This window comes from Dechloromonas agitata is5, from assembly GCF_000519045.1.
Classification (GTDB): Bacteria; Pseudomonadota; Gammaproteobacteria; order Burkholderiales; family Rhodocyclaceae; genus Azonexus; species Azonexus agitatus.
The window spans coordinates 295,672-320,513 of sequence record NZ_KI912532.1; the positions used below are offsets into that span (position 1 = coordinate 295,672).

Below are 24,842 nucleotides of genomic sequence, written 5' to 3' on the forward strand. Positions count from 1 at the left end.
GATCGCTCCAAAGTGAATTCCGTCACCATGACCGCAAATAAAACCACTGACCTGCCCACGGTCAGCGACCGCCTGGCCAAGAACGCCATGCGCCACGCCAGCGAACGCATCATCGAGATGCTGCTCTTCGCGGCGGCCGCCGTCTCCGTGTTGACCACGGTTGGCATCGTCTATGTACTCGTCTCCGAGTCGATCAATTTCTTCCAGAATGTCAGCATCGTCGACTTTCTGACCGATACCCAATGGACCCCGCTGTTCGATGATGCCCACTTCGGTATCATGGTCCTCATTTCCGGCACCGTGGTTTCCTCGGCGGTTGCGCTGGCTGTCGCCATCCCGATGGGCACCGTGATCGCCATTTACCTGTCCGAATTCGCCAAACCCAAAATTCGCGAAATTGCCAAGCCCGTGCTCGAATTGCTCGGCGGCATCCCGACGATCGTGTTCGGTTACTTCGCGCTGCTCATGGTCACCCCGCTGCTGCAAAAGATATTCCCGGAACTGCCGGGTTTTTCGCTGCTTTCCGCCGGCCTGGTGATGGGCATCATGATCGTGCCCTACATCGCCTCGCTCTCCGAGGATGCGATGCGCGCCGTGCCGATGTCGCTGCGCGAAGGCTCCTACGCGATGGGCTCGACCAAGTTGTACACCGCCATTCACGTCGTGGTGCCGGCAGCCTTCTCTGGCCTGGCCGCTTCCTACATTCTGGCCATCTCGCGCGCCGTCGGTGAAACGATGATCCTTGCCGTCGCCGCCGGCATGCAGCCGAATCTGACCTGGAACCCGGCCGAGCCGGCTGCCACCATCACGTCCTACATCGTACAGGTGGCACTGGGTGACCTGCCGCACGGCTCCATCGGCTACCAGACCATCTTCGCCGCCGGCCTGACCCTGATCCTGATCACCCTCTGCTTCAACATCCTCGGCCAATGGCTGCGCAAGAAGTTCCGGGAGAACTACTGAGATGCAACATAAATCCCTGACCACTGAACAGGTCCGCGCGCTGATCGCCCGCGGCAAGTTCCGCGACACGTTGTTCCAGGCCGTCGGCATCATCTTCCTGGCGATCGGCCTGCTGGTGATCTTCCTGCTGGTTTCCGACATGGTGATCCGCGGTGCTGGCCGACTCAATCTCGACTTTTTCACCCAATTCGCCTCCCGCCGTGCCGGGCAGGCCGGCATCCTGTCGGCCTGGGTCGGCTCGCTGCTGGTCATGCTGGTCACCGCCTTCGCCGCCGTGCCGCTGGGCGTTGCCGCCGGCGTCTATCTGGAGGAGTACGCCAAGCGCAACTGGATGACCGAGATCATCGAGATCAACATCACCAACCTCGCCGCCGTACCGTCGATTGTCTATGGCCTGCTGTCGCTCGGCATCTTCGTCTATGCCTTCGGCTTCGGCCAGAGCATCCTGACCGCCGGCCTGACCCTGGCACTTTTGATCCTGCCGATCGTCATCGTGTCGACCCGTGAAGCGATCCGCGCCATACCAGCGATGATCCGCGAAGGCTCGATGGCAGTCGGCGCAACGCGCTGGCAGACCTGCCGCTACCACATCATCCCCTACGCCATGCCCGGCATCCTGACCGGCGTCATCATCGGCCTGGCCCGCGCCATCGGCGAAACCGCCCCGATCATCACCATCGGCGCGCTGACCTTCATCGCCTTCCTGCCGCCGGTGCCCTTCACCGAAGTCAGCCCAGGCGTCAGTGCCGGCCTGTTCGACTGGCTGATGTCGCCGTTTACCGTGATGCCGATCCAGATCTTCAACTGGACCTCGCGCCCCGACCCGGCCTTCGAAGTCAACGCTGCGGCCGCCGGCTTCGTGCTGATGGTCATGGTGCTGTCGATGAACGGCATCGCCATCTGGCTGCGCTACAAGATGCGCAAGAACATCAAGTGGTAAGCCGCACGCTTGCCCGAACCGAATATTGAACTGGAGTCACCATGCAGATTCATGACAACCCGACGCTCAAGGCGGAAGCCCGTAATCTCAACTTTTATTACGGCGAAGCCAAGGCGCTCAAGAACATCAACATGCCGATCTACGACAAGAAGGTCACCGCGCTGATCGGCCCCTCCGGTTGCGGCAAGTCGACCTACCTGCGCAGCTTCAACCGCATGCACGACCTTTACCCGGGCAACCGCTACGAAGGCGAGATCCGCTTCTTCCCGGACAACACTAACCTGCTGTCGCCGGATGTGGACCCGATTGAAGTGCGTATGCGGGTCGGCATGGTGTTCCAGAAGCCGAACCCCTTCCCCAAGTCGATCTACGAGAACGTCGCCTACGGCTTGCGCGTACGCGGCGAGAACAACAAGCGCGTCCTCGACGACAAGGTCGAGCAGGCCCTGAAGGGTGGCGCACTGTGGGAAGAAGTGAAGGACCGCCTGAACGACCTGGCCTCCAACCTGTCCGGCGGTCAGCAGCAGCGTCTGTGCATTGCCCGCGCCCTAGCCACCGACCCGGAATTGCTGCTCTTCGACGAGCCAACCTCGGCGCTCGACCCGATCGCCACCGGCGCCATCGAGGAACTGGTGCATGAACTGAAGAAACGCGTCACCATCCTGATCGTCACCCACAACATGCAGCAGGCCGCCCGCGTGTCCGATTACACCGCCTACATGTATCTCGGCGAGATGATCGAGTTCGGCAAGACCGACGAGATCTTCATCAAACCGAACGACAAGCGCACTGAAGACTACATCACCGGCCGCATGGGCTAAGGGAGAACACGACATGAACGAAAGCCAACACCTCTCCAGCCAGTTCGACGAGGAACTCGGCCGCCTGCGCACCCACGTCCTGCAGATGGGCGGCATGGTCGAAACCCAGGTCTCGTCGGCCATCGAGGCTTACAGCTCGGGCGAAGTGGCGAGCGTCAAATCGATCGTCGAAGCCGACCGCAAGATCAATGATCTGGAAAAAGCCATCGACGACGATTGCGCCCATGTCATCGCGAAGCGCCAGCCGACTGCCTCCGACCTGCGCCTGGTGCTTGGCATCAGCAAGATCGTCACCGATCTGGAACGTGCCGGCGACGAGGCCAAGAAGATCGCCAAGGGTGTCCGCCGTATCTATGAAGCCGGCCATTTGCCGGCCCAGTACGGTATCGGCATCCGGCACCTGGCCGAAGCTGCCCTCAGCCTGGTCCGCCAGGCCCTTGATGCCTTTGCCCGTCTCGACGTGGCGCTCGCTCAGTCGGTCATCAAGGCCGACAGCGATGTCGATACCGAATTCAAGTCGATCATCCGCCAGTTGATCACGCACATGATGGAAGATCCGCGCACCATCACCACCTCGATCGAGATCATCTCGATCGCCCGCGCCATCGAGCGCATCGGCGATCATGCCAAGAATGTCGCCGAGCAGGTGGTTTTCATCGTCGAGGGACGCGACATCCGCCACGTCAAGGAGCAAGCCAAGTGACACCGACGATACTGGTCGTTGAGGATGAACCGGCGATCCAGGAACTGATCGCCATCAATCTGAAGCACGCCGGTTTCCTCGTCGTTCGTGCCAGTAGCGCCGAGGAGGGCGAATCCGCCATCCGCGCCGCCCTGCCCGATCTGCTGATTCTCGACTGGATGCTGCCCGGCCAGTCCGGCGTCGGACTGGCCAAGAAGCTGCGCGCCGACGAGCGGACGCGGGAATTGCCGATCATCATGCTCACCGCCCGCGTCCATGAAGAGGACAAGGTGCAGGGGCTGGAGGCCGGGGCTGACGACTACGTCACCAAGCCCTTCTCGCCGAAGGAACTGGTTGCCCGGGTGCGTGCCGTGCTACGCCGTCGGGCTCCGCACCTCGCCGGCGAAGCGGTCGAAGTCGGCAACCTGTCGCTCAATCCGGCCACCCACCGCGTGCTGGCCGGCGGCCAGCCGATCGAACTGGGGCCGACCGAGTTCCGCCTGCTCTTCTTCTTCATGACCCACGCCGAGCGGGTGTACACGCGCGCCCAGTTGCTCGACGAGGTCTGGGGAGACCATGTCTTCATCGAGGAACGGACGGTGGATGTCCATATCCGCCGCCTGCGCGCCGCGCTGGAGGCCTCCGGTCATCACGAACGGGTGGAAACGGTGCGCGGCACCGGTTACCGTTTTCGGGGAGCCTGACCCTCCTTGACTACGCTCATTGTCCGCGCCGTGATCCTGGCCGCCGTTGCGGCGGCCGTCGCCATTCCGGTCGGCCTCTTTTCCCGCCCCTGGCACGGGTGGGCGGTTTTCTCGCTTGGCCTGGTGTTGCAGATGGTCTTCCATTTCCGCAACTTCACGCGCCTTGACCGCTGGTCGCGCAATCCGCTGGTCGATGCCAGCCTGGAAGGCGAAGGCGAGTGGGACAACATCTTTGGCCGGCTCTACCGGCACGAGAAGGATTTGCGCCAGCAGATCGCCCAGCGCGAACACGAGATCGGCATGCTGATCGCCGCAGCCCAGGCGCTGACCGACGGGGTGGTGCTGCTCGACCTGCAGAACCACATCGTGTTCTGCAACCAGACGGCCGAAGCACAGCTGGGATTGAAGGTCGCCACCGATCGCGGCCAGTCGGTGGTCAATCTGGTGCGTCAGCCGGAATTCGTCGGCTATCTCGAAGCCGAGGATTTCAGCCGGCCGCTGATCCTGCGTCCGGAACGCTTCCGCGACCGCGTCTACGCCATTCATGTCATTCCCTATGCCGGGAACCGCCGGCTCATGCAGATCAAGGACGTGACGCAGGCCGACCGGCTCGACCAGACGCGGCGCGATTTCGTCGCCAACGTATCGCACGAACTGCGCACACCGCTCACGGTACTCGCTGGCTTCCTGGAGACACTGCAGGAAATCGAGCTGGAACCGGAGGAGCGTAACCGCTACCTTGAAATGATGGCCGACCAGTCACGCCGCATGCAGTCCATCGTGCAGGACCTGCTCACCCTGTCGGCGATCGAGTCGGCACCGCCGCCGGAGAACGAAGTGGTAGACATGGCCAACCTGATCGACAAGCTGCGGCGCGATGCCGAAGCCCTCTCGTCCGGCCGGCACACCATCCGGGTCGAGAGCGAGGGGCAGGGCGACCTGCTCGGCTCCGAGCCGGAATTGATCAGTGCTTTCGGCAACCTGGTGACCAACGCCGTGCGCTACACGCCGGCCGGCGGCACGATCACGCTGCACTGGCACGTTTCACCGCAAGGCGCCGAATTCGCCGTTCAGGATACCGGCCCGGGCATCGATGCCAAGCACATTCCCCGCCTGACCGAGCGCTTCTATCGCGTCGACCGCAGCCGTTCGCGCGACTCGGGCGGCACCGGTCTGGGCCTCGCCATCGTCAAGCACTCGCTGAACCGACATCAGGCCCAGCTCCACATCAAGAGCGAAGTGGGCAAGGGCAGCCGCTTCACCGCCCGGTTCCCGGCCAGCCGGGTCAACCAGTCCTGATGCAGCTCAGGTCTTGAGCGGTGTCAGGGTGCGCGCCGAGACGATGATGCGCTTTCTGCTCCCCTCGTTGATCCGCCGCTCGACTTCCCACATCGGCAATCCCTTGACGACGCCGATCTGCTCGATGGCCGTAACGACCTCGCCCAGCTTGACACAAAGATATTCGGCACCGCGTTCGATGGAAGCTTTGACCTTCATGTTCCGATCTCTCCTTTGAGCAGAATGTCGGAGCATCGTAGCCAAAATCAGCCGTCTGCGCATAGCCGAAAAACGTAGCGATACTTCGTTTATATCGAAGCATAAATCGCTTGCATTCCCAGGGTGGCGCCCCTAGTTCAGCGGCGCCCGAAGGGGCTGGGTTTCGCCATGACCGACTCGTCGGCGTTCGATGAACAGGCTGCCGCCCCCGCTCTCGCCGTGCAGGTTGCGGGCCTGTTTCTTGGCCTGTTTTTTGGCGGACGAAGCGGCGGCTGCTACTTCACGGTGCGATTCGCACTCGCCCGCCCCGACCCGCACGGCGCCGATGGATAAGGCAGGCAGGCGCTGGAAATTCAGTTCTCCCCGCCGGCTTTCGGCCATGTAGCCACCCCGCAGGCGCTCATCGACGCCGAGCAGGTTATTCACTGCCTCGGCGAAGCGGGAAATCACCTGCCAGCACCGCATTTCCCAATCGGCGCTGCGGAAAATGACGAAGAAATCGTCGCCGCCGATGTGGCCAACGAAATCAAGCCGCTCGTCGACCGCATCGCAGAGCAGGCGGGCTAGGATCTGGATCACATCGTCGCCGCGCCGGTAACCGAAGGTGTCGTTGAAGGGCTTGAAGTCGTCAATGTCGATATAAGCGGCGACGAACAGGCTGCCGCTCGACAGCATGCGGTCGATATGTTCGTTGATCGGCACGTTGCCCGGCAGCTGCGTCAGCGGATTGGCATAGCGGGCAGCGCTGATCTGCATTTCGGTAATCGTCGCCATCAGATCATGGCTGCTACCGACGCCGAGGTAACACCCTTCGCCAGTGACAATGAAACCATCGAACAGGTAGTGCTTGGGAGCCAGCGACAGCATCATGGCCAGCTCCTGGATGGTGGCGTGCTGGTCGACGACGAGCGGGGCATGGTCCATGAACAGTTCGCAGCTTTTGCGCCCGAACAGTTCCTTGCGGAAAGGACGGGCAAAGCGATCGACCATGCTGTGCCGGTTGATCATGCCGACCGGCTGCGTGCCCTGTACCACCGGCAGCACGTCAAGATCGGGCTCGGCTTCGAAGCGGGCGATGACGTCGGCGTTGCTGGCATGCATCGGTACCGGCTCGATCGCCTTGAGCAGGGTACGCGCCGTCGGCAAGCGTCCGGTACCGCCGGTCATTTGGGTCAGGGTGAGAGACTGGGCATCGAACGCCATCAGCGCGGGACCGGTCAGCTGGCGCAGTGGCCGACGCTCCGGATGGCCGATGAAATAGCCCTGGCCGCAGGCGATGCCCATGTCGCGCAGACAGATGAAATCCTCGCTGCGTTCGATCCCCTCGGCAACCAGCAGGGTGTTGCTGATCTCGGCCAGATCCTGCATGGCGCGGACAAAATGGAACTTGATCCGGTCGTCGGCGATGCCATGCACGAAATGCTTGTCGATCTTGACGAACTCCGGGCGCAACTCCGACCACATGCGCAGGTTGGCGAAGCCTTCGCCAAGGTCGTCGATGGCGATCTGGAAGCCGCGGCCGCGATAGTGCTGCAGCGCCTCATGGATGCCGGGCAGGTCGGTGATCTTCTGGTTTTCGGTCAGTTCGAGGACGAGGCGGTTGGGCGCGATACCCAGTTCGGCGAGCAGCGCGCGGGTATGGCCGTTCATCAGGCGGGTATCGAGCAGGCAGCCCGGGGTGACATTGAGGAACAGGCGCCCCGCCAGGCGTTGCGCGGCGAAGGCACGCAGACTGGCTTCGCGGCAGGCATGTTCCAGATCGGCGCTGCGCCCGCAACGCGCCGCGACGGCAAACAGCCGGTCCGGCCGGTGCAGACAACTCTCTTCCGGGCCGCGGATCAGGGATTCGTAGCCAAGAATGGCACGCAGGCGAAAATCCAGTATGGGCTGAAACACCGGGAAGAGCAGGTTCTCGCTCAACAGCCGTTGGAGTTCCAGCGCTTCGCCATCCATCGCAACATTCATCGCAGTCATTTCCAATAAACCAGCTATCCAGTTTAGGAAGCCATGGTTTCAGGCACGTGACACGCCGGCGAACGTTCGACGACAGCACTTCACATGGCGGTAACAATGGCACCTCATGCTGCAACGACAGATTCCCACCAGCGAGGTTGCGATGTCGGATACGAAATTCTGCTACTGCTGCCGTGTGCATCATCCTATCGAACAGATGCGGCTTTTCCCGACCCGCCAGGGCTATCGCTGGCGCTGCGTACGCAGCATCGATGCCGCCGTGAAGAGCGTCGACGAGCGCGCAGCCTTCGGCCAGCAACAAACCGCCATCAATCGCGAAGCAGCCCGCCGCACTGCCGAATTTGCCCAACGCCTGCGCCACCTGCGCACCGTCGCCCCCTGAGCAGCGGATGGCCCAGTTGCGGATCGACACGCTCGACAGCAGCAGTCCGCTGCTGCTCGACGCCTGCGTCACCCTGATCGTCAACGCCTTCGCCGATCCCGAGCGCTACGGCGCGGAGCGGGTCCGCCGCGAACTGTGCGCCGAAGACCCGGTGTTCTACCGCCGCTTCTTCATCGCCATCGAGGCGGGCGAGATCATCGCCATCGGCGGGATCAAGGCTGCCGACTGGGCGTCTCACACCCATATCCTCTACCTATCGGCGGTTGCCCCGGAGAAACGCGGCCGGGGCATCGGCCGGGCACTCATCAAGGCCCGGCTGGATTGGCTGGAGAGCCAGTTCAAATCCGGCCGGGTGCTGGTCTCGGCGACCAAGGCCCGGCGTTTCCGCGACCTCGGCTTCCGCGAAATCCGCGACGGGCGCATCGACGGCAAGCACCTGATGCTGCGCCGCTTCTGAGGCGGCGGAGCAGCATTCCCGTCACGCCCCTGAAACATTCACTGGCGATAGTGGGCCGTCCTTCCCCCGCCTTGACGGCTTGTCCACCACCCCTGACCCGCTCACCCGATCATGGAAAAGACCTCCGGTAACGACATCGCCACCTTCCCCGAACTGTTCGACGGCATGGAGCAATTCATCGACGAGCAGGCCTCCGGACTGAAGCGCGCCTGCCTGCACCTGACGCTCTGTGCGGCCGCCGGCGGCGGATTGGTAGCCTATCTGCTCAAGACCTGCTTCTGACTCTGAATCACACGACGATGCTCCTTTCCCGCCTTTCCATCCGGCTCCAGCTACTACTCATGGCTGCTGTCGGCACTTTCTGCGTCCTCATCCTGCTGGCCACCGCCCTGCTCGCCTTGGACGATTTCCGCTCCGATACGCGCAGCGTCGGGCAGCAGGTCGAACAAGCCAGCACCGCCCTGGCGCTGGTCAGCGCTGCCCAGAATGCCTTTCAGGGGCAGAACCGAGCCTTGCAGGAAATGATGATCCGCAACTACATGCCGGCCGAATTCGACAAGGCCCGGGCAAACTTCATCGAACAGCGGCGCCTGCTCTGGCACCATCTCGACGCCCTGGCCGCGCTGGGCGACCGGGCTGGCAACCCGCAGGGCATTGCCACCGTGCGCCAGCAGGCCCGGGAGCTCGACACGCTGTACGACGACGTGCTGGCCGAAAATGAGGCCGGCATGCCGAAATACACGACGATGGTCGATGCGGCGCTGCGCGAGGCGGACCTGCCGCTGGCCGCTTCGATCAAGGCGGCTTTCGATCAATTGACCCAGACCACCCGGAGCACCGTCACCGAAGCAAGCAGCGCCGCCGACCGGCGGTTTGCCCGCAACGCCTGGCTGATCGGCCTGGTCGGCATGGCCGGCAGCCTGATCTCGCTGCTCCTTGGCTTCACCATCAGCCGCCGGATGTTGTGCCGCCTGGGCGGCGAACTCGAACCCGTGGTCCATGCCACCCGGCGTGTCGCACAGGGTGACCTGAGCCAGGAAATCCATAGTGGCAAGGCGGCCGCCGACTCGCTGGTCGCTGCCGTCGACGCCATGCGCCTCCGCCTGCGCGAGCTGATTGCCGACGTCAAGCAGGGCGCCGAGCGGACATCGAGCGACGCCGACATCGTCAGCCAGTCGGCTCGCCATGTCGCCCACGCGACCACCACCCAAAGCGATTCGGCCGCCCGGATCGCGGCGGGTATCCAGGAACTCACCGTGGCGATGACCATGATGGCGGAAAAGGCCGGCAGCGCGGCGGACAGCAGCCAACTGACCCACGCCCGGGCGGTGCAGAGCGGCCAGGTCATCATCGGTGCCATTGGCGAAATCGACGCCATTGCCGAGCAGGCTGCGATCACCTCCCGGCTGATGACCGAACTGAATGCCCACACCCAGGAAATCGGCCGCTTCGCCGAGGAAATCAAGCAGATTTCCGAGCAGACCAACCTGCTGTCGCTGAATGCCGCCATCGAGGCGGCGCGGGCCGGCGAATCAGGTCGTGGCTTCGCGGTCGTCGCCGATGAGGTGCGCAAGCTGGCCAACCACTCGGCCCAGACAACGCACAAGATCGAGGATCTGGTCGACCGGCTCGACCAGGCCACACGCCAGACCGCCTCGGCCGTGCAATCGACGGCCGAGCGCAGCCAGCGCGGTGCGCAACTCGCCACCTCGGCCATCGAGGCAATGTCGGCCATCCAGGCAAGTTGCGACGACTCGACGCAGGCGGCGCGCGCCATCGTCGACGTCCTGGCCGAACAACGCGTGGCAGCCGAGCAGATCGCACGCAATACCGAACAGGTTGCCCAGATGATCGAACAAGGTGCTGCGGCGGCAGCCGAATCCTCCCAAGCTGCCGAGCAGATGTCGGCACTGGCCGGCCGCCTGCACCAGGCCACCTTGCAGTTCAGCGTCTGAACGATCGCACAAAAAAAGAACCCCCGGTCACAACCGGGGGTTCTTTTGCTTGGCTCAGCCCCGCCTGGCGGGGCAAGAAAGCATCAGGCCTTGGGCGGAACGTAGCCCTGGATCTGGTCGGCGCCGTCGCCGAAGAAGTGCTTTTCGACCTGTTCCATCAGGTACTTGCGATGCTTGGCATCGACCAGGTTCAGCCGGTTTTCGTTGATGATCATGGTCTGCAGCTTGATCCACTGCTGCCAGGCTTCCTTCGAGACGCTGTCGAAAATGCGCTGGCCGAGGGCGCCCGGGTAGGGCGGAAAATCCAGACCTTCGGCCTCGCGGCCGAGCTTGATGCAATTGACGGTACGTGCCATGTGAAACTCCGTGGTGTTGACGGGCGGGATTATAAGGGCTTGAACAGCACCTTGGACCGCCGCTGGTAGTTGTACATTTCCTTCTTCGCCGCCGGCAGGTCGTCGACCGTGCCGAGCTTGAAACCGCGCTCGACGAACCAGTGCTCGGTGCGCGTGGTCAGCACGAACAGGCGCTTGACGCCGATCTTGCGGGCGCGGCGCTCGATGCGCTTCATCAGTTGTTCGCCATAGCCCCATTCGCGCTGGTCGGGTGCCACTGCCAGGCAGGCCAGCTCGGCCTCTTCTTCCGAATGCGGATAAAGTGCGGCACAGCCGACGATGATGCCGTCGTGCAGCATGATCGAGAAGTGGTCGATTTCCCGCTCGAGTAGTTCGCGCGGCCGATGCACCAGGATGCCCTCCTGTTCCATCGGTTCGATCAGCGCGATCAGCGCGGCGATGTCGTCCGGCTTGGCTTCGCGGATGTTCTCCAGCGATTCGCGGGTCACGACAGTGCCGACGCCATCGTGGGTAAACAGTTCGCGAAGCAGCGCACCGTCCTGCTCGAAGCTGATCAGATGCACCCGGCCGACCCCCGCCCGGCTGGCGCGTACGGCACAGGGCAGGTAGCGCATGATGTCGGTACTCAGCCAGTCGGCATCGCGCAGCAGTTGCGAAGCTTCATCGGCGGTCATCGCATCGAGCAATTCGCCGCCCTTGTCGGTGACGCCCTTGCTGTCGGTCAGATAGACCAGCTTGTCGGCACGGATCGCCGTCGCCACGGCCTCGGCCGCCTCCTCCATCTGCAGGTTGAAGATTTCGCCGGTTGGCGACGGGCCTTCGCAGTTGAGCAAGACGATGTTGCCGAGGCCCAGCTGGGCGTTGATGCCTTCGCTATCGACCTTGCGTACCTTGCCGGCGTACTGCATGTCGATACCGTCGAGCACGCCGATCGGCTGGCCAGTGATGAAATTGCCGCCGATGACACGGATCCGGCTGTTGGCCATCGGCGTATTGGGCAGGCCCTGCGACAGCATGGCCTCGATTTCGAGATAGACGCTGCCCACGGCATCAAGCACGCAATCGAGCGTTTCGGCGTCGGTCACCCGGTAACCGCGGTGGTACTGGGAGGGTAGGTCCTTCTCGCGCAATTCCTCCTCGATCTGCGGCCGTGCGCCATGCACCAGCACCAGGCGGATGCCCAGGCTGACCAGCAGGTTCACGTCGTAGGCCAGCGTCTTGGCGAATTCGCTCTCCACCGCCTTGCCGCCGAAGGCAATGACGAAGGTCTTGCCACGGAAGGCGTTGATGTAGGGGGTGACCGCCCGGAACCAGGAGACGAAATGCTCGTCGTAAGGGGTATCGCTCATTTTTCGATGTTTTTCCCGTCTTCGTCCTTCAACGCCGCTTCCAGGCGCTCGCAAATGGTTTTCAGCACTTTAACCCGGGCGAAGTTCTTGTCGTTGGCTTCCACCAAGGTCCACGGCGCCAGGCCGGTCGAGGTGCGGTCCACCATGTCGCACACGGCATTGACGTAATCGTCCCATTTCTCGCGGTTGCGCCAGTCTTCTTCGGTGATCTTGAAACGCTTGAACTCGGTGTCCTGGCGTTCCTTGAAGCGGCGCAACTGCTCCTCGGCGCTGATCTGCAGCCAGAACTTGATGACGATGGCGCCGGCGTCGGATAACTGGTGCTCGAAATCGTTGATCTCGGCATAGGCCCGCAGCCAGTCGGCTTCGGCACAAAAGCCTTCGCCCCGCTCGACAAGCACGCGGCCGTACCACGAGCGGTCGAAAATCGCCGCCCGCCCGGTGCGCGGCATGTGCCGCCAGAAGCGCCACAGGTAAGGCTGCGCACGCTCTTCCTCGGTCGGCGCGGCAATCGGCACGATCTGGTACTGCCGGGCATCCATCGCGGCCGCGACGCGCCGGATGCTGCCACCCTTGCCTGCCGCATCGGCCCCTTCGAAAACCAGCACCAGCGAACGCCTGCCGACGAAGCGCGGATCGCGCACCAGCTCCGACAGTCGGGCCTGGTACTTGGCCAGTTGCGTTTCGTAACTCTTCTTGGCCAGCTTCTGGGTCAGGTCGAGTTCGCTGAGCACGTTCTTCTTGTCGATCGGATGCACGATGGGCGGCGCCACCGGCACGTGCTGCAGGCCTTCCTGGTTCAGGCGGCGCTTCATCGCGTCGAGCACGATACGGCCGACGGTTAGCGAACGGTACTCATCGTCGGTGCCTTCGACGATGATCCACGGCGCATGGGCCGTATTGGTCACGCGCAACACATGGCCGGCGACCTGCTGCAGCCGGTTGTACGTTTTCAGGCGGCTGTAGCTTTCCTTGGTCACCCGCCACGCCGTGCGCGGGTCTTTCTCCAGCGCCTTGAGGCGGGTCCGCTGCCCATCCTTGGACAGATGGAACCAGAATTTCAGGACCAGCGCCCCTTCGTTAACCAGCATGGTCTCGAAGCGGTTGATATCCTCCAGTCGCCCATCCAGTTCGGAACGGTGCATATTGCCGTTGATGCGATCGGTGATCGGCTGCGAATACCAGGAGCCGGCAAAAATACCCACCTTGCCCTTGGGCGGCAGGGCGCGCCAGTAGCGCCACATGTAAGGACGGGAGGTCTCCTCGTCGCTCGGCGCCGAAAAAGCCAGCGTCGAGATATGGCGGGGGTCCATCCACGAGTAGAGCAGATTGATCGTCTCGCCCTTGCCGCTGCCGTCCACGCCGGAGATCAGGATGACCACCGGAAATTCCTTCTTCTGCAGCATGTCGTATTGCACGTCGAGCAACTCGGCGCGCAGCTTCGGCACCTCGCGCTTGAAGGTTTCCTTGTCGACCTTGTGGCCAAGTTCCGCCGATTCAAACATGATCTACCCCTCCCTGAAATCGCCCCACATCGCCTGCATGACCGCCAGTGCAGCCAAACCTGCGGTTTCCGTACGCAATACGCGCGGCCCCATGCGCACGGCCTGGAAGCCGGCCTGCCGGGCCGCGATCATTTCCTGCGGATCGAGCCCCCCTTCGGCCCCGATCAACAATTGAACCGGCCCGGTCGGCCGGATCGAAGCGAAGCTCTCCTCGGCATCCGGCGCTAGCATCAGGCGCAGCACACCATCGCCCGTTGGCCGTGCCAGCCAGTTCTCCAGTTTGTCGACCGGCGCCACCAGCGGCACCTGGTTGCGCCCGCACTGCTCGCACGCCGAGGCGACAACGCCCTGCCAGTGCGCAACACGCTTGGCAGCCCGCTCGCCGGCCAGGCGCAGTACGCTGCGCCGGCTTTCGACCGGCACGATGTCGCGCACCCCGAGCTCGACCGCCTTCTGGATGGTGAAATCCATCTTGTCACCGGCCTGTAGCGCCTGGACCAGCGTAATCGCCAGCGGTGACTCGCGTTCCACATCCTGCCAGGCCGCCAGCTCGGCAAAAACGCGATCGCGCTCGATGCGCTCGATGTGAGCCGGATACTGGCCGCCACGGCCATCGAACAGGATCATCGGGGCACCCGGCGGCAGGCGTAGCACGCGTGCGGCATGGCGCGCCACCGGCTCGGGCAATTCGACATGCGCCCCCGGGGAGAGCGCTTCACGGCAGTAAAAACGGGGCAAATTCATCGGTGCTATTATGGGGCAGCGCAAGGTGAAACGTGAAAGGTGAACCGTGGTTGCATTGAATCCGCCCGTCTGCGATTTCGGCCAAGCGGCCGTCGATTTCGACCTGCCCGGCATCGATGGGCGGCGCTACACCCTCGCCGACTGCCGCGGCCCGAATGGTCTGCTGGTCATGTTCATCTGCAACCACTGCCCCTACGTCAAGGCGATCATCGACCGCCTGATCCGCGACTGCCGCGAACTGGCCGGGCAAGGTATCGGTTGCGTGGCGATCATGAGCAACGACGTCGTCTCCTACCCGGAAGATGCGCCGGAAAACATGCGACGCTGGGCCACGGAACTGGCCTTCCCCTTTCCCTACCTGTACGACGAGAGCCAGGCCGTTGCACGGGCGTATGGCGCGGTGTGCACACCGGACTTCTTCGGCTACAACGCCCGTCTGGAACTGCAGTACCGCGGCCGGCTCGATGCCTCGGGCCGCCATCCGGCGCCCCCGGATGCCCGCCGCGACCTGTTCGAGGCGATGTGCGACATCGCCCGTAGCGGCCAGGGACCACGCGAGCAGATGGCATCCATCGGCTGCTCGATCAAATGGCATATTTATTAGAGATTTAGCCGATTTTCTTTGATAGCCGTCAACGGCGGGCTCGGCTATCATCCGGCTTTATAGAAGTCTTCCCTGCCCGTATCGCCCGATGTCGCCTCCTCATTCCCTGCCGTCGTCCATCGATATCCAGCGCCAGCTGACATATCTGCAAGCGGTCGTCTCGAGCATGCCGCAGGGAATCAGCGTCTTCGACGAACAGCTGCGCTTGCGCGTCTGGAACCAGGGCTTCCTGAACGTGCTCGAACTGCCGAATCATGCGGTTTATGAAGGCGTCCCCTTTGCCGACCTGATCCGCATTCCCGCCAGCCGTGGTGAATACGGCCCGGGCAGCATCGAGGCACATGTTCAGCGCATCACTGCCCTCGCCCACCAGTTCGAGCCCCATTGCTTCGAGCGAACACGGCCGAACGGCAAGACCCATCTCGTCCAGGGCGAACCGCTGACGCTGGGCGACCAGATCGTCGGTTTCATCACCACCTACACCGACATCACCGAGCGCAAGGCCGCCGAAACCCTGTTGCGCAAGCAGCGCGATCAGTTGCAGACCGTGCTGGAAAGCATCCCGAGCGCGGTCAGCCTGTTCAACCAGGACGCACAGCTCGAACTGTGCAACAGCGAATTCGGGCGCCTGCTCGAACTGCCGGAGACACTCACCCGACCGGGCACCTCGATCCGGGAGATGTTCCGCTTCAATGCCGAGCGCGGCGAATACGGTTCGGGCGACCCCGACCAGATCACCCGCAGCCTGATGCAGCGTGTACGGGAGCCGAGCAAGCATCATTTCGAGCGCACCCGACCGAACGGCAAGACGCTGGAGATACGCGGCGTCCCCCTCGCCGAGGGCGGTTTCGTCACGGTCTACACCGATATCACGGAACGCCGCCACAGCGCCGAGCGTGAGCAACTGGCCCAGAAGGTGTACAGCCATTCGCCGGCCGGCATCATCTTCACCGACGAAGCCCACCGCATTCTGTCGATCAATCCGGCCACCACGCAGATGACCGGCTACGAGCCCTTCGAACTGCAGGGCCAGACCGTTTTTTCCCTGATCGAATTCGAGGCGGGGCAGTCGGCCCAGGAAATGTCCGAGCAGCTGGTCATGCGCGGCACCTGGAATGGCGAGCTGGCAGTCACCCAGAAGAACGGCCAGACCTTCCCGGCCGGCACCCGCATCAACCGGGTAGATGACCCGCAGAGTGGCCTGCCCGCCCACTACGTCTGGATTCTGGCCGATATCACCGAGCGCAAGGAGGCCGAGGATCGCATGCGCCACATCGCGCAGACCGATGCGCTGACCGGGCTGCCCAACCGCATGGCGCTGCTCATGCGCCTCGCCCAGATCCTGCCCGATGCCCGCCGCCACCAGTGGAAGGTGGCGATGATGTTCCTCGACCTCGATCGTTTCAAGACGATCAACGACACGCTCGGCCACCAGGTCGGCGACGAGTTGCTGCGCGAGGTTGCCTGCCGGCTCTCCCGGCTGGTGCGCGAAAGCGATTTCGTCGCCCGCCTGGGGGGCGACGAGTTCGTCATCATCCTGCCCGCCATCAGCACGCCGGCGGATGCTGCCACCGTCGCCAGCAAGATCACCGCCACGCTATCTACACCGATCGAGGCCGATGGTCACGAGTTGCACACCAGCCCGTCGATCGGCATCAGCATCTTTCCCGACGACGGCACCGACGGCAACACCATCCTGAAGAATGCCGATACGGCGATGTACCACGCCAAGGCAGCCGGCCGGAACAACTACCAGTTCTTTGCCGCCGAGATGAACCAGTCGGCCGCCGAGCGCCTGAACATTGAGCGCATGCTGCGCCATGCCATCGCCCGCAACGAACTGAGCATCGACTTCCAGCCGCAATTCGACGCTGCCAGCCGCCAGCCGACCGGCGTCGAGGCCTTGGCCCGCTGGTATCACCCGACCGACGGCATGATCTCGCCGGCCCGCTTCATTCCGGTCGCTGAGGAAACCGGCCTGATCGTCGATATCGGCGAATGGGTGCTGACCGCCGCCTGCCGTGAGATGGCCCACTGGATTCATGCCGGCCTCAAGCCGTTGCGGGTCGCCGTCAACGTCTCGGCCCTGCAACTGCGCCGCCGCGATTTCTGCGAAACCGTGGCCAACGCGCTGGCTACCTCCGGTCTGGCGCCGGAGTTGCTCGAACTCGAAATCACCGAAAGCGCGGTGATGGAAAATCCGCAGGAAGCCATCAAGGTCCTCGAACGCCTCGGCCGGATGGGCGTCACGCTGGCCATCGACGACTTCGGTACCGGCTATTCCTCGCTCGCCTACCTCAAGCTCTTCCCGATCGACCACCTGAAGATCGACCGTTCCTTCGTCGCCGACATCGAGCACGACCTCAACGACCGCGCCATCGCCTTCGGCACCATCGCGCTGGCCCATTCGCTCGGCCTCAAGGTCATCGCCGAGGGCGTCGAAACCGAGGACCAGCTCGACCTGCTGCGCGGCAACCGCTGCGACGAGGTGCAGGGCTACCTGCTCAGCAAGCCGATGAACAGCGGCACCGCCTTCGCCTTCCTGCACGCCCGCCAGCTGGCGGGGTAAAATCGCGTTTTTCGACAACGCCGCAGGAGTTCCCATGGCACAGCGCACGCTGGCTCGCTATCTGACCGAAGAACAACGCACCAAGGGCGCCATCACCGGCGATCTCAAGTTCCTGATCGAGATCGTCGCCCGTGCCTGCCAGGCTATTTCCGTTGCCATCGGCAAGGGCGGCCTGGGCGGCGTGCTCGGCGAAGCGGGCAGCGACAACGTGCAGGGCGAGGCGCAAAAGAAGCTCGACGTGCTGTCCAACGAGATCCTGCTCGACGCCAACGAATGGGGCGGCCATCTCGCCGCCATGGCCTCCGAGGAAATGGACTTGCCGCACCTGGTACCGCACCGTTTCCCGAAGGGCGAATACCTGCTCACCTTCGACCCGCTCGACGGCTCGTCGAACATCGATGTCAACGTGTCGATCGGTACCATTTTCTCGGTGCTGAAATGCCCGGACGGCGCCGACCTGAGCACGCCGGCAGCCGCCGAACAGGCCTTCCTGCAACCCGGCACGGCGCAAGTCGCGGCGGGCTACGCCGTGTACGGCCCGACCACGCTGCTCGTCCTGAGCGTGGGCGACGGCGTCGTCGTGTTTACCCTCGACCGCGAGCAGGGGCAGTTCGTGCTGACCCAGGAGAATGTCCGCATCCCGGCCGACACCAAGGAATTCGCCATCAACATGTCGAACCAGCGCTTCTGGGAGGCACCGGTCCAGCGCTACGTCGCCGAAATGCAGGCCGGCCGGGAAGGCCCGCTCGGCAAGGACTACAACATGCGCTGGGTGGCGTCGATGGTGGCCGACGTGCATCGCATCATGACGCGCGGCGGCATCTTCATGTACCCGCTGGACAGCAAGATGAAAGACAAGGGTGGCAAGCTGCGCCTGATGTACGAAGCCAACCCGATGGCTTTCCTGGTCGAGCAGGCCGGCGGCGCCGCGACGACGGGCCGCCAGCGCATTCTCGACATCCAGCCGGACAACCTGCACCAGCGCGTGCCGGTCATCCTCGGTTCGAAGAACGAGGTGGAGCGCGTCACTGGCTATCACGCGGCCTGACCTGCTAAAGTCGCAGGTCCCCAACGTCATAGGATGACAGCGATGTCCAAGCTCACCCTCGCCCTCCTGTTCTCAGCCGGGGCACTGATCACCGGCTGCAAGAGCAACGAAACCAAACCGGAAGAGCCGGCACCGGCGCCAACTGCGGCTGCGACATCAGCGCCGGAGCCGGCCCCGGCCGCCAAACCGGTGTGCCCGCCGGAGCAGCCGGCAGCCAAGAAAAAGACCGCCAAGACCAAGGCGAAGAGCAAGACCGAGGACAAGCCGCTCGATTGCGAGCCGGCCAAACCGGCCGCTTCGACCGCAACGGCCCCCGCCGCCGCGCCGGTCGCCCCGGCGCCCCGCACCGGCCGCATCATGCATGGCCAGTACGACATTTCCGGCAACAAGCCGGTGACCGACATTGCCCAGGTGCAGTCCGGCCAGGGCACGATGGTCAAGGGGGAGCGCGACTGGGAAGGTGAAATCACCGGCGTTCCGGCCGCCGGCACGACCTTCACGAAACTGCGCATCGGCATGTCGCGCCAGCAGGCCATCGACCTTGCCGGCCAACCGACCGACCAGGGTGCCTACATTACCGGCAAGGCCTGGATTCCGTTCTATTTCGGCAGCGACCGGGCGCGCTGGGAAATGGCCTACAAGGGCAAGGGGCGTCTGATCTTCTCGCAGAATGCCGGCTTCGGCACTGACTTCTATCTGACGTGGGTCATCCACAACGAGAAGGATACCGGCTACCGCTAAGCCGACAGGTGAGGCCCGCCATGCCGGCAACATGGCACGACGGGCCGCGCACCCTATCCAAATCATGGTTTTTGCCGGATAATTTTGCCTTTTTCGCAGGCTGGATTTCCGGAACATGAGCGTCAGCACACCTCCCAAGTTTTCACCCTTGACCGGCGCCATCCGCGCCCTCGCCATGGACGCCGTCCAGCAGGCCAATTCCGGCCACCCGGGCGCCCCGATGGGCATGGCGGAAATCGCCGAAGTGCTATGGCGCCGCCACCTGCGACACAATCCGGCCAATCCGCAATGGCCTGACCGCGACCGCTTCGTGTTGTCGAACGGCCACGGCTCGATGCTGATCTACGCGCTGCTCCACCTGACCGGCTACGACCTGTCGATCGACGACCTCAAGCAGTTCCGCCAACTCAAGTCGCGCACCGCCGGCCACCCCGAGTTCGGCCACACGCCGGGCGTTGAAACGACTACCGGGCCGCTCGGCCAGGGCATCACCAACGCCGTCGGCATGGCACTCGCCGAAAAGGTGCTCGCCGCCGAGTTCAACAAGCCGGGCCACGAAATCGTCAATCACCACACCTACGTCTTCTTGGGCGACGGTTGCCTGATGGAAGGCGTCTCGCACGAAGCCTGCTCGCTGGCCGGCACCCTCGGCCTGGGCAAGCTGATCGCCTTCTGGGACGACAACGGCATCTCGATCGACGGCCACGTCGAAGGCTGGTTCACCGAAGACATGCCGAAGCGTTTCGAATCCTACGGATGGCATGTCATCCCGGCGGTCAACGGCCATAATGCCGATGAAATCGAGAAGGCCCTGCTCGCCGCCAAGGCGGTCACCGACAAGCCGAGCCTGATCTGCTGCAAGACCACCATCGGCATGGGCTCGCCGAACAAGCAGGGCTCGCACGACTGCCACGGGGCGCCACTCGGCAAGGACGAAATTGCCGCCGCCCGCGAATACATCGGCTGGCCGCATGCGCCGTTCGAGATTCCGGACGACGTCTACAGCGCCTGGAACCGCAAGCCGGCCGGCGCCGTCTTCCAGGAAAACTGGGACAAGCGTTTCGCCGCCTACCGCGCGGCCTTCCCGGCTGAAGCGGCCGAGTTCGAGCGCCGCGTCATGAAATCCGAACTGCCGGCCAGTTGGGAAGCGACCAAGGCAACCTACGTCGGCGCCTGCCGCGACAAGGCCGAGAACATCGCCACCCGCAAGGCTTCGCAGAACGCCATCGCCGCCCTGGTTCCGGCCGTACCGGAAATCTTCGGCGGCTCGGCCGACCTGGCCGGCTCCAACCTGACCTTCGTCAAGGGCAGCAAGGGCGTCACCAAGACCGAAGGCGGCAACTACTGCTACTACGGTGTGCGTGAATTCGGCATGACCGCCATTGCCAACGGCATCGCGCTGCACGGCGGCCTGATTCCCTACACCGCGACCTTCCTGGTCTTCTCGGATTACGCCCGCAACGCCATCCGCATGGCGGCGCTGATGAAGCAGCGCCAGATCATGGTCTACACCCATGACTCCATCGGCCTCGGCGAAGACGGCCCGACGCACCAGCCGGTCGAGCATATCCCGTCGCTGCGCATCATCCCGAACGTCGATGTCTGGCGCCCGGCCGACGCAACCGAAACCGCCATCGCCTGGACGGCTGCCGTCGAACGCACCGACGGCCCGAGCATCCTGGCCCTGTCGCGCCAGAATCTGCCGACCGTGACGCAGAAGATCGCCGATGCCGAGATCGCCAAGGGCGGCTACATCCTGTCCGACGCCGCCGACGCCAAGGCCGTACTGATCGCCACCGGCTCCGAAATCAAGCTGGCCCTCGACGCCCAGGCTGCACTGGCCGCCGAAGGCATCGCCGTGCGCGTCGTGTCGATGCCCTGCACCAACGTCTTCGACCGCCAGGACAAGGCCTACCGCCTGTCCGTGCTCGGCGCCCACCTGCCGCGCGTCGCCATCGAAGCGGCGCACCCGGATTTCTGGCGCAAGTATGTCGGCCTGCACGGTGCCGTGATCGGCATCGACCGCTTCGGTGAATCCGCGCCGGCCAACCAGTTGTTCGATCTTTTCGGTTTCACCGTGGCCAATGTCGTTTCGACGACCAAGGCACTGCTGTCCTGATTCAAAACTTCAACGCAGAGAGGAAAAAATTCCATGGCTATCAAGGTTGCAATCAACGGTTTTGGTCGTATCGGTCGCTGCACGCTGCGTGCCATCTACGAGCAGGGCCTGCAGAACGAATTCGACGTCGTCGCGATCAACGCCTCCGGCGACCTGGCGACCAACGCCCACCTGCTGAAGTACGACACCACGCACGGCCGCTTCGGCACCTCGGTCGAAACCGAAGGTGAAAACTGCATCATCATCGACGGCAAGAAGATCGCCTTCTACTCGACCAAGGACCCGAAGGGCGTCAACTGGGCCGACCACGGCGTCGACGTCCTGCTCGAATGCACCGGCGCCTACACCACCAAGGCCAAGGCTCAGGCCCTGCTCGAGCAAGGCGCCAAGCGCGTGCTGATCTCCGCCCCGGGCGGTGACGACGTCGATGCGACCATCGTCATGGGCGTCAACGAGGGCGTTCTCAAGGCCGGCGACACCGTCGTCTCCAACGCCTCCTGCACGACCAACTGTCTGGCCCCGGTGGCCAAGGTGCTGTCCGACGCCATCGGCATCAAGTCCGGCCTGATGACCACCGTGCACGCCTATACCAACGACCAGGTCACCGTCGACGTCCGTCACAAGGACCTGCGTCGCGCCCGCGCCGCTGCCGCCAACATCATCCCGACCAAGACCGGTGCCGCCAAGGCCGTCGGCCTGGTGCTGCCGCAACTGGTCGGCAAGTTCGACGGTTTCGCGCTGCGCGTCCCGACCATCAACGTCTCGCTGGTCGACCTGACCTTCACCGCCGAGCGCGCCACCACCAAGGACGAAATCAACGCCCTGATGACCGCCGCCGCCAACGGCCCGCTGAAGGGCATCATGGCCGTCAACAACGAGCCGCTGGTCTCCTCCGACTTCAACCACACGACCGTTTCCTCGACCTTCGACGCCACCCAGACCCGCGTCCTGAAGGCTGAAGACGGCTCGACGCTGGTCAAGGTCCTGGCCTGGTACGACAACGAGTGGGGTTACTCCTGCCGCATGCTGGATGCCGCCCGCGCCTGGATGAACGCCAAGTAAGCGCGCGCAAGAGGATAGAGGGGCCGCAAGGCCCCTTTTTTTGCCCCCTCCGTGACACACCGCCCCCCCTATCGCCTCGCCATCAACGGATACGGCCGCATCGGCCGTTGCTTCCTGCGTGCACTGCTGGAATCCCCGGTCGCCCATCCCTTCCAGGTCGTCGCCCTCAACGAGCCGGCCAACCTGGAGAGCATGGCCTACCTGACGCGCTACGACTCGACGCATGGCCGTTTCCCCGGCCTGGTCGAAGCGGTCGATGGGGAACTGCGCATCGACCATCGGCCGATCCGCGTCAGCCATGCGCGGACGCCGGAAGCGGTTGATTGGCGCAACATCGACCTGGTTGTCGAATGCTCCGGCGCCTACGGCAAGCGCGCCGATCTGCAGCGCTTCCTGGCCGCCGGCTGCCCCCGCCTGCTGCTCTCGCACCCCGGGGCCAGCGCCGACGATGTCGACGCGACCATCGTTGCCGGCATCAATCAGGACAAGCTGACCGGCAGCGAAAAGCTGGTTTCCGCCGCCTCCTGCACGACCAACGCCATCGTGCCGCTGCTCGACCTGCTCGACCGCGAAGTCGGCATCGAGGAAGCCCTGCTCACCACGCTGCACTCGGTGATGAACGACCAGCCGCTGATCGATGGCTACCACCACGACGACCTGCGCCGCACCCGCTCGGCGATGCAGTCGATCATCCCGGTGTCGACCGGCCTGGCGCGCGGCATCGAGCGCCTGTTGCCGCGCCTGGCCGGCCGCGTCCAGGCCAAGGCCATCCGCGTGCCGACGACCAATGTCTCGGCCATCGACCTGACCCTCGTCACCGAACGTCCAGTGTCGGCGCACAGTATCAACACCCTGCTCGCCAACGCCGCTTTCGGCCGGCTCAAATCGCTGGTCGCCTATTCCGAGGCCGCACACGCCTCGATCGATTTCAATCACGACCCCCATTCGGCCATCGTCGACGGCAGCCAGACGCGCACCAGCGGTGCCCACCTGGTCAATCTGTTCGTCTGGTTCGACAACGAATGGGGCTTCGCCAACCGCATGCTGGAGGTCGCCGCGCACTGGTCGCGCCTCTGGTCCCCGCATTACATCCAGCCACAATCAGGAGATCAACCATGAACGTCATCAAACTGGCCGACCTCGATGTTTCCGGCAAGCGTGTCTTCATCCGTGCCGACCTCAACGTCCCGCAGGACGAAGCCGGCAACATCACCGAAGACACCCGCATCCGCGCTTCGCTGCCGTCGATCAAGTACTGTGTCGAAAAGGGCGCCGCGGTCATGGTCACCTCCCACCTCGGCCGGCCGACCGAAGGCGAACTCAACCCGGAAGACAGCCTGATGCCGGTCGCCGTGCGCCTCGGCCAGATGCTCAAGCAGCCAGTGCGCCTGATCACCGACTGGGTCGATGGCGGCTTTGACGTCAAGCCGGGCGAAGTCGTGCTGCTCGAGAACTGCCGCGTCAACAAGGGCGAGAAGAAGAACAACGACGAACTGGCCCAGAAGATGGCCAAGCTGTGCGACATCTACGTCAATGATGCCTTCGGCACCGCCCACCGCGCCGAAGCGACCACCCATGGCATCGCCAAGTACGCCCCGGTGGCCTGCGCCGGCATGCTGATGGGCGCCGAGATCGACGCCCTGTCCAAGGCCCTGCACAACCCGAAGCGCCCGCTCGTCGCGATCGTCGGCGGCTCCAAGGTGTCGTCCAAGCTGACCATCCTCAAGTCGCTGGCCGACAAGGTCGACCAGCTGATCGTCGGCGGCGGCATCGCCAACACCTTCCTGCTCGCCGACGGCAAGCGCATCGGCCAGTCGCTGGCCGAGCCGGACCTGGTCAAGGAAGCCCATGCCATCATGGACATCATGAAGGAACGCGGCGCCGAAGTGCCGTTGCCGACCGACGTCGTCGTCGCCGACGAAGTCTCCGCCCTGGCCCGCGCCAACAAGATTTCGGTCGAGGACGTGCATGCCCACGACCGCATCCTCGACGTCGGCCCGAAGACCGCCGCCAAGCTGGCCGAGATCATCGCCAACGCCGGCACCATCGTCTGGAACGGCCCGGTCGGCGTCTTCGAACTGCCGCAGTTCGCCGGCGGCACCAAGATGATGGCCTCCGCCATCGCCCACTCCGAGGCTTTCTCCATCGCCGGCGGCGGCGACACGCTGGCCGCCATCGCCAAGTTCCACATCGCCGACGATGTCGGCTATATCTCGACCGGCGGCGGCGCCTTCCTGGAATTCCTCGAAGGCAAGACCCTGCCGGCCATCGCCGTGCTCGAAGAGCGGGCGAAGGGCTAAGCACGTCACCGTCAACCGGCCGGCCGCAGGATGGCTGGCCGGTCAAGCAGAATAGTCGGAATACAAATTG

At 63.9% G+C, this 24,842-nt stretch carries 24 protein-coding genes; 18 read left to right on the top strand and 6 right to left on the bottom strand.

Annotated features, from left to right (window positions below; translation table 11 throughout):
- Nucleotides 1–27 precede the first annotated feature (27 nt).
- The 6 genes from pstC to phoR are packed head-to-tail and all read left to right on the top strand — an operon-like array spanning nucleotide 28 to nucleotide 5,409.
- Nucleotides 28–963 (top strand): phosphate ABC transporter permease subunit PstC, encoded by a 936-nt coding sequence (pstC, locus tag K420_RS0101510; protein ID WP_027456493.1) that lies wholly within the window; start codon nucleotides 28–30, stop codon nucleotides 961–963.
- Nucleotide 964: 1 nt separating this feature from the next.
- Nucleotides 965–1,903 carry a phosphate ABC transporter permease PstA gene (gene pstA / locus K420_RS0101515; protein ID WP_027456494.1) on the top strand — a complete coding sequence of 313 codons (939 nt, stop codon included), beginning with the start codon at nucleotides 965–967 and terminating at the stop codon, nucleotides 1,901–1,903.
- Nucleotides 1,904–1,944: 41 nt separating this feature from the next.
- Nucleotides 1,945–2,724, top strand: a complete 780-nt coding sequence (gene pstB, locus K420_RS0101520; protein WP_027456495.1) for a phosphate ABC transporter ATP-binding protein PstB — start codon at nucleotides 1,945–1,947, stop codon at nucleotides 2,722–2,724.
- A 13-nt stretch (nucleotides 2,725–2,737) separates the two neighbouring features.
- Nucleotides 2,738–3,427, top strand: a complete 690-nt coding sequence (gene phoU / locus K420_RS0101525; RefSeq protein WP_027456496.1) for a phosphate signaling complex protein PhoU — start codon at nucleotides 2,738–2,740, stop codon at nucleotides 3,425–3,427.
- Nucleotides 3,424–4,110 carry a phosphate regulon transcriptional regulator PhoB gene (gene phoB, locus K420_RS0101530; protein WP_027456497.1) on the top strand — a complete coding sequence of 229 codons (687 nt, stop codon included), beginning with the start codon at nucleotides 3,424–3,426 and terminating at the stop codon, nucleotides 4,108–4,110. The genes phoU and phoB overlap by 4 nt, the downstream gene beginning before the upstream one ends.
- Nucleotides 4,111–4,116: 6 nt before the next feature.
- Nucleotides 4,117–5,409, top strand: a complete 1,293-nt coding sequence (gene phoR, locus K420_RS0101535) for a phosphate regulon sensor histidine kinase PhoR (RefSeq protein WP_027456498.1) — start codon at nucleotides 4,117–4,119, stop codon at nucleotides 5,407–5,409.
- Nucleotides 5,410–5,415: 6 nt separating this feature from the next.
- On the opposite strand, the gene K420_RS0101540 is transcribed toward phoR, so the two are convergent.
- Nucleotides 5,416–5,607, bottom strand: coding sequence for a hypothetical protein (locus tag K420_RS0101540; RefSeq protein ID WP_027456499.1), 192 nt, complete (start codon nucleotides 5,605–5,607; stop codon nucleotides 5,416–5,418).
- Nucleotides 5,608–5,739: 132 nt separating this feature from the next.
- On the bottom strand, nucleotides 5,740–7,581 hold the full coding sequence (locus K420_RS17805; RefSeq protein WP_232422716.1) for a GGDEF domain-containing protein: 1,842 nt from the start codon (nucleotides 7,579–7,581) through the stop codon (nucleotides 5,740–5,742).
- A 142-nt stretch (nucleotides 7,582–7,723) separates the two neighbouring features.
- Between K420_RS17805 and K420_RS17810 the strand changes: the two genes are divergently transcribed.
- From K420_RS17810 to K420_RS0101565, 4 genes are all read left to right on the top strand, one after another.
- Complete coding sequence (locus tag K420_RS17810) at nucleotides 7,724–7,963, top strand: hypothetical protein (protein WP_035854366.1); 240 nt, start codon at nucleotides 7,724–7,726, stop codon at nucleotides 7,961–7,963.
- Nucleotides 7,964–7,970: 7 nt separating this feature from the next.
- Nucleotides 7,971–8,420, top strand: coding sequence for a GNAT family N-acetyltransferase (locus tag K420_RS0101555; protein WP_027456500.1), 450 nt, complete (start codon nucleotides 7,971–7,973; stop codon nucleotides 8,418–8,420).
- A gap of 111 nt (nucleotides 8,421–8,531) precedes the next feature.
- Entirely contained in the window at nucleotides 8,532–8,702 is a 171-nt protein-coding gene (locus tag K420_RS20365; RefSeq protein ID WP_157274961.1) for a hypothetical protein, read from the top strand.
- Nucleotides 8,703–8,719: 17 nt separating this feature from the next.
- Nucleotides 8,720–10,375, top strand: coding sequence for a methyl-accepting chemotaxis protein (locus tag K420_RS0101565; protein WP_084019523.1), 1,656 nt, complete (start codon nucleotides 8,720–8,722; stop codon nucleotides 10,373–10,375).
- 83 nt (nucleotides 10,376–10,458) lie between these two features.
- Here the strand turns inward: K420_RS0101565 and K420_RS0101570 are convergent, their stop codons facing one another.
- Genes K420_RS0101570 through K420_RS0101585 form a run of 4 tightly spaced genes read right to left on the bottom strand, consistent with a single transcriptional unit; the run spans nucleotide 10,459 to nucleotide 14,329 of the window.
- Nucleotides 10,459–10,731 (bottom strand): oxidative damage protection protein, encoded by a 273-nt coding sequence (locus K420_RS0101570; RefSeq protein ID WP_027456502.1) that lies wholly within the window; start codon nucleotides 10,729–10,731, stop codon nucleotides 10,459–10,461.
- A 29-nt stretch (nucleotides 10,732–10,760) separates the two neighbouring features.
- A complete protein-coding gene (argA, locus tag K420_RS0101575) occupies nucleotides 10,761–12,080 on the bottom strand; it encodes an amino-acid N-acetyltransferase (protein WP_027456503.1) in 1,320 nt (439 codons plus the stop codon).
- Complete coding sequence (gene pap, locus K420_RS0101580; protein ID WP_027456504.1) at nucleotides 12,077–13,585, bottom strand: polyphosphate:AMP phosphotransferase; 1,509 nt, start codon at nucleotides 13,583–13,585, stop codon at nucleotides 12,077–12,079. The genes argA and pap overlap by 4 nt, the downstream gene beginning before the upstream one ends.
- Before the next feature lie 3 nt (nucleotides 13,586–13,588).
- Nucleotides 13,589–14,329, bottom strand: coding sequence for a 16S rRNA (uracil(1498)-N(3))-methyltransferase (locus K420_RS0101585; RefSeq protein WP_027456505.1), 741 nt, complete (start codon nucleotides 14,327–14,329; stop codon nucleotides 13,589–13,591).
- A 46-nt stretch (nucleotides 14,330–14,375) separates the two neighbouring features.
- Here K420_RS0101585 and K420_RS0101590 point away from each other — a divergent pair, with 46 nt between their 5' ends.
- The 8 genes from K420_RS0101590 to K420_RS0101625 all read left to right on the top strand — a co-directional run bounded on the left by K420_RS0101590 (nucleotide 14,376) and on the right by K420_RS0101625 (nucleotide 24,772).
- Nucleotides 14,376–14,933, top strand: a complete 558-nt coding sequence (locus K420_RS0101590) for a thioredoxin family protein (protein ID WP_027456506.1) — start codon at nucleotides 14,376–14,378, stop codon at nucleotides 14,931–14,933.
- An 88-nt stretch (nucleotides 14,934–15,021) separates the two neighbouring features.
- On the top strand, nucleotides 15,022–17,502 hold the full coding sequence (locus K420_RS0101595) for an EAL domain-containing protein (RefSeq protein WP_027456507.1): 2,481 nt from the start codon (nucleotides 15,022–15,024) through the stop codon (nucleotides 17,500–17,502).
- Between the two features lie 34 nt (nucleotides 17,503–17,536).
- Nucleotides 17,537–18,550: a class 1 fructose-bisphosphatase gene (locus K420_RS0101600; RefSeq protein WP_027456508.1), complete on the top strand. Its 1,014-nt coding sequence runs from the start codon at nucleotides 17,537–17,539 to the stop codon at nucleotides 18,548–18,550.
- A 42-nt stretch (nucleotides 18,551–18,592) separates the two neighbouring features.
- Complete coding sequence (locus K420_RS20795; RefSeq protein WP_232422717.1) at nucleotides 18,593–19,291, top strand: hypothetical protein; 699 nt, start codon at nucleotides 18,593–18,595, stop codon at nucleotides 19,289–19,291.
- Between the two features lie 115 nt (nucleotides 19,292–19,406).
- Nucleotides 19,407–21,410 carry a transketolase gene (gene tkt, locus K420_RS0101610; protein ID WP_027456510.1) on the top strand — a complete coding sequence of 668 codons (2,004 nt, stop codon included), beginning with the start codon at nucleotides 19,407–19,409 and terminating at the stop codon, nucleotides 21,408–21,410.
- 33 nt (nucleotides 21,411–21,443) lie between these two features.
- Nucleotides 21,444–22,472 (top strand): type I glyceraldehyde-3-phosphate dehydrogenase, encoded by a 1,029-nt coding sequence (gap, locus tag K420_RS0101615; protein ID WP_027456511.1) that lies wholly within the window; start codon nucleotides 21,444–21,446, stop codon nucleotides 22,470–22,472.
- Between the two features lie 51 nt (nucleotides 22,473–22,523).
- Entirely contained in the window at nucleotides 22,524–23,591 is a 1,068-nt protein-coding gene (locus tag K420_RS17815; RefSeq protein ID WP_084019524.1) for a type I glyceraldehyde-3-phosphate dehydrogenase, read from the top strand.
- A complete protein-coding gene (locus tag K420_RS0101625) occupies nucleotides 23,588–24,772 on the top strand; it encodes a phosphoglycerate kinase (RefSeq protein WP_027456512.1) in 1,185 nt (394 codons plus the stop codon). Before K420_RS17815 ends, K420_RS0101625 begins: the two co-directional genes overlap by 4 nt.
- Nucleotides 24,773–24,842 lie beyond the last annotated feature (70 nt).

Coding starts and splice junctions, on each gene's coding strand:
- pstC (WP_027456493.1), top strand. CDS start 28: ATGACCGCAAATAAAACCACTGACCTGCCCACGGTCAGCGACCGCCTG.
- pstA (WP_027456494.1), top strand. CDS start 965: ATGCAACATAAATCCCTGACCACTGAACAGGTCCGCGCGCTGATCGCC.
- pstB (WP_027456495.1), top strand. CDS start 1,945: ATGCAGATTCATGACAACCCGACGCTCAAGGCGGAAGCCCGTAATCTC.
- phoU (WP_027456496.1), top strand. CDS start 2,738: ATGAACGAAAGCCAACACCTCTCCAGCCAGTTCGACGAGGAACTCGGC.
- K420_RS0101540 (WP_027456499.1), bottom strand. CDS start 5,607: ATGAAGGTCAAAGCTTCCATCGAACGCGGTGCCGAATATCTTTGTGTC.
- K420_RS17805 (WP_232422716.1), bottom strand. CDS start 7,581: ATGACTGCGATGAATGTTGCGATGGATGGCGAAGCGCTGGAACTCCAA.
- K420_RS17810 (WP_035854366.1), top strand. CDS start 7,724: ATGTCGGATACGAAATTCTGCTACTGCTGCCGTGTGCATCATCCTATC.
- K420_RS0101555 (WP_027456500.1), top strand. CDS start 7,971: ATGGCCCAGTTGCGGATCGACACGCTCGACAGCAGCAGTCCGCTGCTG.
- K420_RS20365 (WP_157274961.1), top strand. CDS start 8,532: ATGGAAAAGACCTCCGGTAACGACATCGCCACCTTCCCCGAACTGTTC.
- K420_RS0101565 (WP_084019523.1), top strand. CDS start 8,720: ATGCTCCTTTCCCGCCTTTCCATCCGGCTCCAGCTACTACTCATGGCT.
- K420_RS0101570 (WP_027456502.1), bottom strand. CDS start 10,731: ATGGCACGTACCGTCAATTGCATCAAGCTCGGCCGCGAGGCCGAAGGT.
- argA (WP_027456503.1), bottom strand. CDS start 12,080: ATGAGCGATACCCCTTACGACGAGCATTTCGTCTCCTGGTTCCGGGCG.
- pap (WP_027456504.1), bottom strand. CDS start 13,585: ATGTTTGAATCGGCGGAACTTGGCCACAAGGTCGACAAGGAAACCTTC.
- K420_RS0101585 (WP_027456505.1), bottom strand. CDS start 14,329: ATGAATTTGCCCCGTTTTTACTGCCGTGAAGCGCTCTCCCCGGGGGCG.
- K420_RS0101595 (WP_027456507.1), top strand. CDS start 15,022: ATGTCGCCTCCTCATTCCCTGCCGTCGTCCATCGATATCCAGCGCCAG.
- K420_RS0101600 (WP_027456508.1), top strand. CDS start 17,537: ATGGCACAGCGCACGCTGGCTCGCTATCTGACCGAAGAACAACGCACC.
- K420_RS20795 (WP_232422717.1), top strand. CDS start 18,593: ATGTCCAAGCTCACCCTCGCCCTCCTGTTCTCAGCCGGGGCACTGATC.
- tkt (WP_027456510.1), top strand. CDS start 19,407: ATGAGCGTCAGCACACCTCCCAAGTTTTCACCCTTGACCGGCGCCATC.
- gap (WP_027456511.1), top strand. CDS start 21,444: ATGGCTATCAAGGTTGCAATCAACGGTTTTGGTCGTATCGGTCGCTGC.
- K420_RS0101625 (WP_027456512.1), top strand. CDS start 23,588: ATGAACGTCATCAAACTGGCCGACCTCGATGTTTCCGGCAAGCGTGTC.